Origin of the sequence: Ferruginibacter sp. (assembly GCF_049840995.1) — a bacterium.
Classification (GTDB): Bacteria; Bacteroidota; Bacteroidia; order Chitinophagales; family Chitinophagaceae; genus Ferruginibacter.
The window spans coordinates 187,261-200,691 of sequence record NZ_JASGIP010000009.1; the positions used below are offsets into that span (position 1 = coordinate 187,261).

General features: G+C 42.4%; 9 protein-coding genes and 1 tRNA gene. 4 read left to right on the forward strand and 6 right to left on the reverse strand.

Annotated elements, in window-relative coordinates; all coding sequences use genetic code 11:
• The first annotated feature begins 1 nt into the window (after position 1).
• Positions 2-1,132, forward strand: coding sequence for a glycosyltransferase family 4 protein (locus tag QM738_RS25225; protein ID WP_462279555.1), 1,131 nt, complete (start codon positions 2-4; stop codon positions 1,130-1,132).
• A 1-nt stretch (position 1,133) separates the two neighbouring features.
• On the opposite strand, the gene QM738_RS25230 is transcribed toward QM738_RS25225, so the two are convergent.
• The 4 genes from QM738_RS25230 to QM738_RS25245 all read right to left on the reverse strand — a co-directional run bounded on the left by QM738_RS25230 (position 1,134) and on the right by QM738_RS25245 (position 8,413).
• Positions 1,134-2,252 carry a glycosyltransferase gene (locus QM738_RS25230; RefSeq protein WP_462279556.1) on the reverse strand — a complete coding sequence of 373 codons (1,119 nt, stop codon included), beginning with the start codon at positions 2,250-2,252 and terminating at the stop codon, positions 1,134-1,136.
• 17 nt (positions 2,253-2,269) lie between these two features.
• Positions 2,270-4,849: a YfhO family protein gene (locus QM738_RS25235; protein ID WP_462279557.1), complete on the reverse strand. Its 2,580-nt coding sequence runs from the start codon at positions 4,847-4,849 to the stop codon at positions 2,270-2,272.
• A gap of 122 nt (positions 4,850-4,971) precedes the next feature.
• Positions 4,972-7,644, reverse strand: coding sequence for a TonB-dependent receptor (locus QM738_RS25240; RefSeq protein WP_462279558.1), 2,673 nt, complete (start codon positions 7,642-7,644; stop codon positions 4,972-4,974).
• A gap of 160 nt (positions 7,645-7,804) precedes the next feature.
• Positions 7,805-8,413: a DUF445 domain-containing protein gene (locus tag QM738_RS25245; protein ID WP_462279559.1), complete on the reverse strand. Its 609-nt coding sequence runs from the start codon at positions 8,411-8,413 to the stop codon at positions 7,805-7,807.
• A 102-nt stretch (positions 8,414-8,515) separates the two neighbouring features.
• On the opposite strand from QM738_RS25245, the gene QM738_RS25250 reads away from it, so the two are divergent.
• From QM738_RS25250 to QM738_RS25260, 3 genes are all read left to right on the forward strand, one after another.
• Positions 8,516-8,592 (forward strand) — tRNA-His (locus tag QM738_RS25250).
• Positions 8,593-8,781: 189 nt separating this feature from the next.
• On the forward strand, positions 8,782-8,964 hold the full coding sequence (locus QM738_RS25255) for a hypothetical protein (RefSeq protein WP_462279560.1): 183 nt from the start codon (positions 8,782-8,784) through the stop codon (positions 8,962-8,964).
• Positions 8,965-8,977: 13 nt separating this feature from the next.
• A complete protein-coding gene (locus QM738_RS25260) occupies positions 8,978-10,939 on the forward strand; it encodes a carboxy terminal-processing peptidase (RefSeq protein WP_462279561.1) in 1,962 nt (653 codons plus the stop codon).
• Between the two features lie 70 nt (positions 10,940-11,009).
• On the opposite strand, the gene QM738_RS25265 is transcribed toward QM738_RS25260, so the two are convergent.
• Positions 11,010-11,519, reverse strand: a complete 510-nt coding sequence (locus tag QM738_RS25265; protein WP_462279562.1) for a DinB family protein — start codon at positions 11,517-11,519, stop codon at positions 11,010-11,012.
• A gap of 148 nt (positions 11,520-11,667) precedes the next feature.
• A complete protein-coding gene (locus QM738_RS25270) occupies positions 11,668-13,347 on the reverse strand; it encodes a S8 family peptidase (RefSeq protein WP_462279563.1) in 1,680 nt (559 codons plus the stop codon).
• Positions 13,348-13,431 lie beyond the last annotated feature (84 nt).

Sequence of the window (13,431 nt, forward strand, 5' to 3'; positions counted from 1 at the left end):
AATGAAAATTGTGATCAACTGCTGGATATTGCGCAATAAGAACCTGGATGGTATCGGTTATTTTACCATCAATACCGTACGGCGGATCATACAAAATAATCCGGAAGTATCTTTTGTTCTGCTCTGTGATAAAAATTTTACCGAGCCTTATTTCAATTTCAGCAATGCCGAGATCAAAAGAGTTTTTCCGCCTTACCGGCATCCATTGTTGTATGTTTTTTATATGGAACTGGTATTGCCTTTTGTATTAAAAAAACAACAACCTGATTTATTTTTTTCACTCGATGGTTTTTTATCGCTTTGCAGCAGTTGCAGGCAATTACCTGTAATGCACGATCTTAATTTTGAGCATTATCCCGAAAACCTGGCATTCCGGAACAGGGTCTATTACCGTTTTTTCTTTAAACGCTTTGCAAAAAAAGCGGCCCGCATTGCCACCATTTCCGAATACAGCAAGGCGGATATCAGCAAACTGTACCATATACCTGCTGAAAAAATAGACAATGTATCCTGTGGTATCAATAGCAGTTTACATGTATTGAATGAAGAGGAGAAGAAAGCTTCAAGGGCACGCTATAGTGAAGGTAAACCTTATTTTTTCTTTGTGGGTTCTATGCACCCCCGCAAGAACATGCTGCGTTTGATACAGGGGTTTACTGAGTTTAAAAAAAATACCGGCAGCGATCTTAAGCTGGTAATTGCAGGTGCGGCATTATGGGATCAATCAGCATTGCAGGAAGTGTATACCACCAGCGCTTACAAAAGCGATATACATTTTGCAGGCCGCCTTAGTGATGATGAATTGAAATCTGCTTTGGGAGCGGCTTATGCTTTAAGTTTTGTGCCCGTGTTTGAAGGCTTTGGCTTACCGGTGGTGGAAGCATTTGAAGCAGGTGTACCGGTACTGGCATCCAATGTTACATCACTGCCCGAAGTGGCAGGCGATGCTGCAGTATATGCTGACCCTTTCAATGTACAGGATATTGCAAAAGGCATGCAGCTGTTATACGAAAATAAAGACGGGCTTTGTCCCTCGCTTATACAAAAGGGGTTTGAACAAAAGAAAAAATTTTCCTGGGATGCTACCGCGGCCATGTTATGGCAAACCATTCTTAAAGCAAGCAAAAAATAATTTATGAGCTGAGTGCTGCAATTGCTTTTGCAGCAATATTGCCCCAGTAAAATGTATCAAAAAAAGGCGGGGGAGTAGTGGTGGCAATATCGGCATTCATTACTGCAGCAGCAAAACCATTCCACTCATTATCTTCCACTACCAGTAGTTTATTACCGGCATCGTTTTTTGAAATGCCCAAGGCGCCACTTCGCGTACTCACCGACGTTAGATTAAATGATAATGATTCTACCAGCTTTGTTTTGATGCCTCCGCCTTCAATAACAGGGTTGATGAAAATATCGGCTCCTGAAAAATATACAGCTATATCTTCCACAAAACCTGCATAGATGATGTTTTTATCACTGTAGTCAGTAAGATTATTGTAAGCAGCGGGTAATCCTTTACCACAAATAATGATCCTGTATTTGAACTGGGTGTTGGCTAAAAGCAGTGGATTGATCTGTTGCAGGATCGTATCTACGGCCTGCAGGTTAGGCTTATAATCCAGCGATCCGTTAAAGAGTAGAATTTTCTCCTCTTCTTTAATCGCATGTTGCTGCTGCAATATTTTTTTAGCGGCTGCTTTTGCTGCAGCAGGTGGTATCGCTACAGCTTCCGTTCCGTATGTAATGGTATGGCATCTTGCTGCATCCAGCGAAAAATGAGCAATGGCAAAATCTTTATCCGCATCGGTTATAAAAAAATTGATGCCTGCTTTTCGATGTACGCTCTTTTCGTACCGCCATAAAATGCGCCACCACCATTTACCAATGGTTTTAAAGCGTATCGCTTCTATATTGTGCGATTGTACAACAAGTGTAACACCACAAAATTTTTGTAATAAAATGCCCAGCCATCCATAATAAGGATGCTCAATGATCAGGTGTGTTATTTTATTTCGGCGAATGATCTTCCGCAGTGTAAAGAAATAAAAGAAGTTAATATACCGGGTTGTACTGTTGCTTAATGCAGGCACTACAGTATAATTTTTTGCAGCTGCCGCATCGTTACTTTTGGTACTTATACAGGTAAGATTAACTTCTTTGCCAAAAAACTCATTAAATAAAGCAATGTACTTCTGTCCCCCCATCTTTGGCGGAAGAAAGTGATATGGGGCCAGGCAGAGCACATGTATCATGTTATTGCCGCTGTTTGTTAACTGTTGGCTGGCTGTATACCGGCAGTTTTTTTGTTGCGAACATAATATACAATAGTGGCAATTGCCAAAAGGTATATCAGTATGGTGCACCAGAAAGAAATACTGTTGCCGAGGTAATAAGACCTTGGTTCAAAATTAAACTCAATGGTATGCTTACCCGCCGGAACAGCGAGACCTCTTAATACATAATTGGTTTTTACGTAAGGCACTTTCTTGCCATCAATAAAGGCATCCCAGCCACGGTTGTAATACACTTCGCTGAATACAGCAAACTGCGGTGTGGCTGCATTGAAAGCATAAGTGATCTTGTCATTCTGCCTTTCTGATATTTTTAAAGTTGCGGTAGAATCATATTGCGGTAATTGTGCAATGTCTTTTTTAAATGTATCATTAACAACAGCAGTATCCCTTAAATTGGTATTGTCCAAAGCCAGCATTTCATTATCAGGCGATGATACAAACTTAACACCCTTTACCAACCAGCAGGGGCCGAATGCATTGGTGTTCAATTGCGCCACAGGTCTGCCGGCCTGGTCCTGCATAATAAAATATTTTGCATTCAGCATATTGAACACACTCATATTGCCTTTGCTTAACTGGTATTCAATAATATCCTGGTATAAGCCCAGCTTGGCAGGGTGATAACCACCAATGGAATTGTGGTGATAAGAAGTTACCGATTCGGTAGTAAAGCTGCCGGTTTGATTGAATACCCTGAAGTTGGCATGATCCGGATCTGCTAAGATCGTTCTGTCTGCCGGCGATGGAATAAATGCATCACTCACTTCTTCCTGGTCCCTGTAATTATCATAACTCAAATAACGGTTGTCTACCGTTATAAGGTCGATCAATGAAAGCAGTGTTAATGCTGAAACTGCAATTGTAGGACTCAGTTTTTTCTTTGCCAGTAAACCTGTAATTACAACAGCCACTGCAATAAATAAAACGGATCTTAAAAGATCGCCACCTGCTTCACTCTTTCGGTCTGCACGTAAAGACGACATCAGGTCTTTACTCAGTTGTTCTGCCTGTTGCAACATTTCCGGGTTAGGAGCCTGCCCCGGTTGAGACCTTGAAAAATTTTCTGTAAACCCGTTCTTGATATCAGCATCACCTTTACCGGTATAATCAGCCATTAACCAGAATAAAGCAAGTATTACTACCACTGCGCCGGTAGCAATTACAGATAAACGTAATTTTTTAAAAGCAGCCGCAAGATCTATTTCATTTACCAGTTTACTTACTGCCAGTACTGCCATAAATGGAATGCAGAACTGCGGTATCACCAATGCCATGCTTGGCGCCCTGAATTTGCTGTAAAAAGGAAGATGATCTAACAGGAAAGAATTGAATGCCATAAAATTGCTGCCCCATGCCAGTAAAATACCGATAACACTTGCAGCAACGATCCACCATTTATGCCAGGTGTTCACGTAAAACAATCCGAATATGAACAGGAAACAAATTACAGCGCCGAGATAAACAGGGCCGCTGGTAGTTTCACTTAGTTTACTCATGCTGCCCCAGTAAGAATAGCCATTGGTGGCACCTATAGCGCTTTCTTCGGGTACACCGATCTCTGCAAACTTCTCAACCATTTTAGAATGAGCGGCAGTATGTTCTTTTCCTCCATTGCTGCCACCATATAAACCCGGTACTATGAATGTGAATGTTTCCATTGGGCCAACACTCCAGCGCAATGCATAATCTTTATCAAGGCCACCCTTGGTCTTATTCTTATTGCTGGCGGTGCTGTCAATCGGCTCGCCCGGTTTTGGTAATGTAAGTTGAGAAACGCCACCCCTCATGGTATCTTTGGCATAATCATAAGTAGGCATAATGCTGCCTGCACAAACGCCCAGTCCCACCAGTCCGGCCACCATTGCAAGTACAGATGCTTTTGCAAAATGCAGTAATTGTTTTTCCTTGTATGCTTTTACAAAATAGGCAACCGCTATTGTAAAGGCAACAATAATGAGATAGTAAACGATCTGCAAATGGTTTTGTGCAATAGTGATAGCGCCAAATAAAGCAGTCAGTAAAAAGCCAATTAAATATTTGCGGTCGTATAATAATAAAATACCCGCAATGATGATAGGGGCGTAGGCAATACTCACCATTTTGGTGATATGCCCCACAGAAACTATAATAGGATTGTAAGTTGAATAAGCATAAGCAAGTCCGCCGAAAATAGCCACCACCGTATTGCTGCCGGCCACAAGGCATAAAATATAAAAACATAAACTTGCTAAAAAGAAAAATGCAATGGGCTCAGGCAGCCATAAAGAGAATGCATGCCTGAAGGTTTCAATGCCTTCGCCGATCTTGGTATCTGGAGCAAGAGCGATCTGGTAAGTAGGCATACCACTAAACATGCTGTTGGTCCACAAGGGAAATTTACCTGTCTTTTCTTTTACTTCCAGCGATTGCTGCGCCATACCTCTCCAGCCCTGGGTGTCATGCTGGTTCAATACTTTTCCATCCAATGCAGGTTTGCAATACACAATAGCAACTATTGCAAAAATGGCGATGGCAATAATATGAGGTAAGAGCTTTTTAAAAAAGGCAGCGTTCATTAGTATATAAAATTTAGGGGACGAAGATAAATATTTTACACTACCGAAATAGAGAAAGCCGGTAAAATACACCCCAAAGGATCATTTCACCGGCTTTATGAATTTATAAAGATATATTGCTGTTAATTACCCATGCCCTGCTGCGCATTCTGCATATTGTCCATTTCGCCTTTCATATTCTTACGTTTGAATAACGAAACATCGATCTTACCAAAACGGTAGTTGAAACTTAAACGCATCAGTTGTGGATCACGGCGCCTTTGTGTATCATATATCAGGAACGAACTTTCTGCATGCGTGGCGCTCAGCCTGGTCCTGAATACATCGCTCACCTGGAAGGTCAATGATGCCGCATTGTTCTTCATGAAATCTTTTTTAATAGCAAAGTCCACACCATAGTTCGATTTGATATAACCCTGTGCACCCGGCTGTGTTTGGCCAAAGCCGCCACCGCCCATCATACCACCGCCACGGCCACCACCGCCTCCACCGCTGCTGCTGGCTGGTACCAGTGTTTTGGCCTGGTAATCGCCGCTCAACTGTATAGAATAATTCTTAGGCAGTTTAAAGTTGTTGTTGATCTTGGCAAACCAACTCACCTGCGATTGGTTCACACTTCCTGGGATATTACCCGCTTTAAGATCGGTCTGGTACAGGTTAAAGTTGGTAGAAAGATCCCACCAGCTGATGAATTTATCCCGCAATGTCAATTCAAGACCGTACGTAAAACTGCTGTTGGCATTAGCATACGTGTTGAAGGTAGCGCTGTCTGCAATAGCAGGGTTAGGGTTCACATCACGGTATTGATAACGGGTGATGAGGTCGTTGGTATTACGGAAATATAAAGTGGTTAAGAAAGAGTGTTTATTTGATAACTGGTTCTGGTAAGACAACTCTGCCAGGTTGGTGAATTCCGGAACAAGATCAGGATTACCCTTGGTGATGTTCAAAGGATCGGTCAGGTCCACAAAAGGGATCAGCTGGAAAAAGTTAGGCCTGTTGATCTTCCTGGAATAGTTCAGCTGCATATCCTGTTTATCATTCAGCTTATAGGTAAAAAAGGCGCTAGGGAATAAACTGAAAGGATAACTGTTGCTGAATTTTTGATTCTTGGTGATCAGGTTACCATCATACTTGCTGCTTTCCATCCTTAATCCCAACTGGTATGTAAAGTTTTTCATCTGTTGAGAGAAAGTAGTGTAAGCGGCATACACAGCATCCGTAAATTTATAATCCGATGCCGTATTGCTGCCAAAGAAAGCCTGGCCGTTATAATCCTTGTACACATTGGTAATTGTATTAAAGCTGGTAAAATCCCTGAAAGATGCTCTTACACCCGCCTCAATTTTTATTTTATCCGTCAATGGATTTGCATAATCCGACTGAACCGTTAAGAATTTAGTGGTGCCGCCACCGGTAGTATTCTGAAACAGGTTCAAACCCTTTAAACTGTTATTGGCAGCATATTGTTTCTGATCATTCTGCGATTCATTGTCATTCTTGCTGTAGTTAAAGTTCACATCAGCAGTTAATTCCTTGCCGGCTTTTGCATAGTTATGTTTATAGCTGAACGTGCTGCCATAGTTCCTGAAATTACCCTCGCTGTTGGATAAACGGGTAGAAGTTTCGTGTACGCTTGATGATGGGTAAGTAGTATCGTTGATACTGGTTAAAAAATCTTTTGTTTTAAACTGGCCTCTTACAATATTACCACCAATGGTAAATGTGTTACGGTTGTTTAAAAAATAATCCATACCCAGCCTGCCAAAGCTGAAGAAGCCCCTGTTGATCGGGTTATTTTCCTGTAAGGAATGTGCAATGGCATTGGTAAAATAGTCCGTACGCTCGGTGGTAACATTGCTTTTTGATTTACGCATACCCAGCATAGCCGATGCAAAAAAGTTCACCTTCTGCTGCTTGATGTTGATATCGCCGCCAAAGCCCGGCCTGCCACGACTGTCTACACTGGCACGGATATTACCGTTGTAACCGGCCTTGCGGTTCTTCTTCAATACAATATTTAAAATACCGGCACCGCCACCGCTGGCATCATACTTGGCGCTGGGGTTGGTGATCAGTTCAACGGATGCGATCGCATCTGCGGGTATCTGGTCCAGCGTCATGGTAGTAGGCCGGCCATCCACAAAAATCTGCGGGGCAGCATTGCGCATGGTAACATTTCCATCAATATCCACGTTCACACTGGGCACATTCTTCATCACATCCACCGCGGTTCCGCCCACGCTGGTCAGGTTCTTTTCCACGTTAAAAACCTTGCGGTCAATATTCATCGTCAACAAGGGTTTGTTCGAAACCACGGTTACATTCGCTAATTGTAATGCATCCACTTCCAGTTTGATATTGCCCAGGTCCTTATCCACCGCATTCAGCATGCTGCTCATATCACCACCGCCGCCGGGTTTCATGCCAGCCATGTTCAGCTGGAAAGATATTTTTTGCTCAATGGTCTTATAACCAATAGCAGTAACTTTTAAACGGAACTGAGCCATCACGGGCAGGTTTTCCAGGCTGAATTCACCTTTTTTGCCGGTAAGCATACCCCCCACAATAAAATCCCTTCTCTTCTTGGTCACGGTATCCAGTTTGTTCTGGATCAGTTGTACCGAAGCGGCATCAATAGGTTTGTTGGTGGCAGAGTCGATGATCTTGCCATAAAAATGGCCCACATTCATGTTCTGGCCACCCATCTGGCCACGGCCCTGGGGCATTTGTGCAAATAAGCTGCCGGAAAACAACAGTAAAATGAGGCCCAGGCTGGTTTTAAGAAAGTGCATAGCGTGTTTGTATTTAGTAAGGGTTATACGGCGTTTTGTAAAAAAATGGTCGTTTTTTGAACCGGGTGCAAATTTCCTCCCAAAAATCTGTATATACGGCAGTAAGATGATGAATGGTAGAATAACTTGTAGAGTTGCAGCTACAATTAATAAAATGTTATCAACTGCCCAGTACCTGTATCAGCACCTGTACCAATCCTATCAGCAGGCCAAAAACGGCACCCACCACCTCCAGGAACTGGAATTCTTTTTTGGTGATCTGGTCCAGTATATCCTCCAGCTTTTCGGAAGAAAAACCGGCCACTTTTTCGGTCACGATCCTTTCCAGGTCAAGGTCCTGTTCCAGCTTGGTCATATAGCTCTTCATCAGAATAGGAAACAGGTTTTCCAGTTCCATCAAAAAAGCGCCTTTCAACTGGTTGATGGTTTTATCGCCAATAAACATCGACAGCATGGGGAAGAGGGCAGGTAATTTTTCCCGCAAAAATTTGTCAATATGGCTTTCGATCTCGGGCCTTAATTTTTCCAGGTTGCCGGGGTCGGTAACTTTTGCTTCAATTTCGGCAAAGGATAAAAATTCCTTGCTTACCACCTGTCCTAGTTTTTGTGCGATCAATTGCTGGTTCTTTGGAAAGATACCCTGCAGCTTAAAGCCGAATATATTTACCGGGTTGCGGGGATGGAACAGCATCTTTATGGCGATCCAGGTGGTAACCCAACCGGTGAATGCGGATAAAAGTACGGGTAAAATATAGTGCGTCCATTGCATGTATCAGCTATTTGGGCTGCAAAGAAAGTATTTTATACAGCTTAGGCAAAATGTAATTTTGACTGAGTAAAGTTTTTCTTTACTTTTGCACTCCCGTAAATGGTAGCCATAGCTCAGTTGGTTAGAGCATCAGATTGTGATTCTGAGGGTCGAGGGTTCGAGCCCCTTTGGTTACCCCAAAAAAGATTTCTGCTTAATAGTGGAAATCTTTTTGTTTTTGGGGATAATCGAAGGCAAAATCGCCACTCATCCTGTTATTTTTCCAAAAAAAGCCTTTAACAAAACATTATTCGGCTTAGTGCGTTTACTCTAAACTAAAAGCAACATAATTACGTTATTTTTACATCATGCAAAAAATTGCAAGCTTTATGATGAGTAGAAAATTTATACCGGTGATACTGGTGCTTACCGGGGCAAGCCTCTTTGTAGCGTTTCAATCGCAGGGAAAAACCGACAGGGATGATAATCCGATATCCAAATACGCAAAAGTGTTACGTATTGTGGGAACTTACCTGGAAGAAGGTCATTACAGTCCTAAAAAGATTCGATGACAATTTCTCCCAGGTGGTATTCAAGAAATTCACCCAGGACCTGGACGATGAAAAAAGCATCTTCCTGAAATCTGATATCGATTCTTTATCCCAAAAGTTCGATAGCAAGATCGATGATGAGATCCATGGCAGCGAATTGCAGTCCTTTTTCAGCATCAACGACCTTTATATTAAAAGGCGCGACGAAAGTTTCGTGTTCATTAATGAACTGTTATCCAAACCATTCGACTTTAGTAAAGACGAAAGCGTACAGTTTGAACGTGAAAAACTCGACTTTCCTAAAAACGATGCAGAACGTAAGGAACTGTGGAGAAAATCCATTAAATACAGTGTACTGAGCCGTTTTGTAGACCTGCAGGACGAAAGGGAAAAGAACAAGGATAAAAAGGATTATGTTCAGAAAGCAGACAGCACGCTGGAAAGAGAAGCGAGGGATTATGTAAAGAAAAGAATGGACCGTATGGCTGCTGCCAAAAAAACGCATGAAACCACCGACGAGAACTTCAGCACTTTCGTGAATGCCATTACATTAAGTATGGATCCGCATACCGATTATTTCCCTCCTGTAGACAAACGTTCGTTTGACGAGACCATGAGTGGTAAATTTTATGGTATTGGTGCACAGCTGAAAGATGAAGATGGTAAGATAAAGATCGCCAGCTTTGTTGGAAGCATGATGCCTGCAGAACGCAGTGGCAACATTGCAGTAGATGATGAGATACTGAAAATTGGAGAAGGCAAGAATGAACCGGTGGATATTTCAGGCTTTGCAGTAACAGACGCTGTAAAACTGATACGTGGTGCAGAAAAAGGATCGGAAGTAAGGCTGACCATCAGGAAGGCTGACGGAACAATAAAAGTAGTATCCTTATTAAGGGATGAAATAAAACTGGAAGATACGTTTGCAAAAAGCGCCGTTATCAACAGTGATCATAAGATCGGTTATATCTACCTGCCCGATTTTTACCTCGATTTCCAGAATCCGAACGGCGCCAAATCTTCTAACGATGTGGCCAAGGAAATTGAAAAATTAAAAGCAGAAAATATTGAAGGATTGATCATTGACCTGAGGGGCAATGGCGGTGGTTCCTTACCCGAAGTGGTAAAAATGGCCGGCCTGTTTATCGAGGATGGCCCGATATGCCAGGTAAAGGGAAGGGACGAAAAAGCCACTGTGTTAAGAGACAGGGATAAGAATGTATTGTATACCGGTCCATTAACTGTAATGGTGGATGAAATGAGCGCTTCTGCATCTGAAATATTTGCAGCAGCTATACAGGATTACAAGAGGGGATTGATCGTGGGCAGCACTTCTACCTATGGTAAAGGAACTGTACAGCGTACCATTCCATTATCTCCTGATGCAGACAATCCATTATCAGCAAATAAAAATGCAGAAGACCTGGGTGCATTAAAACTCACCCTGCAGAAATTCTATCGTATCAACGGTGGCGCTACACAATTAAAAGGTGTTACGCCTGATATCATCCTGCCTGACAGGCTGGATTACCTGAAATTCCGTGAAAAAGATAATACGGCGGCATTGCCATGGGATGAGATACCTAAAGCAGATTATCAAACCTGGAGCAGCAGCAGCACCAACGACGCGGTGGTAACAGAAACTTATGACCAGATCAACAAAGGTTCAGTGTTCAGCAAGATCAAGAGCAATATCGACTGGCTGGGTGCTAACAGTGAAAAAGAATATTCACTGAATATTACAAAATACAGGGAAGAGCAAAAGCAATTGAAAGACACGTATAAAAAACTGGATGAGCTGAGCAAATTGCCTAAAGACCTGAGTGTAAAAAATATTGCGGCAGACACGGTTACTATCAACGCAGCAAAAGACAGGATGGAAAAGAACAAGCAATGGATCAAAAGACTGAGCGGTGATATTTATATCGATGAAACAGTGAAAGTGCTGAACAATATGATCGTTTCACAAAAGGCGCTGGCAAAGGCTAACAATTGATAAAAACATTATAGATAAAATAAAGCCCCTGGTAACTCCGGGGGCTTTTTATTGCAATAAGGCAATGCTTTTACAAATATCTTTCCTTTAATATCCTGCTGTGATGATACACATGGCCTACCACTGTAAAGCCCATACTTAATGCCGATGTGGGATTGTTGTTGGCAATACCGCTGGTGTTCAAAGCTTCATTTGTAAAGCTGTTGAATAATATTTCAGTGGTCTTTCTTACCAGTAAAAACTCTTCCACCAGGTCATTCCAGCTGCGGGTACCGGCATTGCTGTTAGCGGCGTACTCGTTCTCATCAAAGCCGGGTAAAGACGCTTTATCGCCACGGGCAAAACATAAGCTGCGGTAAGCAAAAATGCGTTCGGTATCCGTCATATGCTGCAGCAATTCCTTAATGGTCCATTTACCTTCCGCATAGGCATAATTTGATTTTTCTTCGTCAATGCTTTTCAGCAATGCTGTAATAAGCGGCAACTGGTTATTAAATGCAACGGCAAGATCATCTTCGGGTACAAGGCTGATATAGCGATCAAAATAGCTGGGGTGGGCAGTAGACAATGGTTTTGGCATGATGCAATTCTTTAAGTGATGTATGAGGAAAGTAAAATTAAAATAAAATATGCAGCGGCAGGATGCAATTATGTGTAAAGCAAAATAAGCGGACAGATGGGCTTAAAATAAAACTTCCGGCTGCAGAAGCCGGAAGCGTATCAATTCGTTATCCTTTTTTGGTGCTGATCAGTTTGGGCTTGGGCAACACTTCTTTGGTTTGTTTTTTATCGCCTTTTAAAGTGGCTGCCACTTTCAATGCCTCGTAAGCATTTGCAATGCCGCCGGTCTTACTGATATCTTCCAATAATACCATTTCATCACTGCCCGGTTTGGTTACTTTGTATTTAGGCTTTAATGCAGATCTTTCAATTACATATTTCAATTGCTGCGGTGTAAGGGTAGGGAAGTATTCCAGCGTTAAGGCTGCGATACCTGCCACCAGCGGGCAAGCAAAACTGGTGCCCTGTAAATTACCATAATTGTTGCCACCCGGTAAAGTGGAATAGATCTTTACGCCGGGTGCAAATACGTCCACCACATTTTTACCATAGTTGCTGAAGTAAGCCGCCAGTCCGCCATTCTTGGGATCGCCGCTGGCACCCACGGTTAAAAGATTGGAGGCTTTGCCTTTACCATCGCGGTAAACAGGGTTGGGAAAACTTTCTTCATTATCCAGGTTCTTGGAATCATTGCCTGCAGCCAGTACCAGCAATACATTTTTGCTTTCTGCATAGCGGAATGCATCGTCCACCCATTCCTTATGCGGGCTGAAATATTTACCAAAACTCATGCTGATGATCTGTGCGCCGTTATCCACTGCGTAGCGGATGGCATTGGCAATATCCTTATCGTGCTCATCACCATCGGGTACGGCCCGCAGCATCATGATGCGTACATTATCTGCCATACCATCCACTCCCAGGCCATTATTACGTACGGCTGCAATGATACCGGAGGTATGCGTGCCGTGCATGGGTGTGCCTGCCATGATATCGTTGTTGCCATAATTGCGGTCGTTCACATTCGATTCATCATCCTTTACCACATCGGCACGGAAATTTTTAGGAGGATTGCTTTTAATGGCTTCCTTCTTTTCTTCTTCATCCACAAATTCAGAAAAGCCGTCTACGAATTCCCTATTGGTGGCATCAGTTTGATTATAGTCCTTCATAATACTCAACAAAGTATTCCTTGCAACCTTTGTATTGGGTTCTTTAGCAATAAAAGAATTCAGTTCGTTATAACTGAAAACCTCTTTAGCTATCGCTGTTTTTAAAATGCTGTCGCTTTTCTGCAAAATAGCTTTTACTTTTTTCATCCGGACAATATCCACTTTGCCTTCATCATTATCTTCGCCCATTACATTGGCTTTGGCTCTTTGCCAGATCGTATATTCCTGTATATCCCTGGGATCAATATCTTCTTTTTCCTTGCCCTGGTATTTTGTTTTTAAACCATAGTAGATCCTCGCCGCTTCGGGACTGTCCTCGTTCACATTGCGGCCATCCTTGCCACCCAAAAAGTTCCAGCCGTGTACATCGTCTATATAACCGTTCTTGTCATCATCAATGCCATTGCCCGGTATCTCCCTCGGGTTTACCCACAATACTGATTTAAGGTCTTCGTGCAGTGTATCGATACCGGTATCAATAACGGCAACAATAACAGTCTTGCTTTTAAGATTGTGTGATCTTATAAAATCGTAGGCCTTTTGGGAACTGACACCGTAATACCCGTCTGCTTCCTTATCCATCATATGCCATCCGTTGGGAGTGGTTTCTTTTTGTGCGGTAGCGGAATTAAAACTAAAGGCAGGGATCAAAAAAGTTAACAATAACCTATGCATAATATTCTCTTGCTTTAATAGGCAAAGTTAACAAATAGGCAGCTATCAGCCTGTAATACAATGTTAAATGGTAAGATAAAAGGG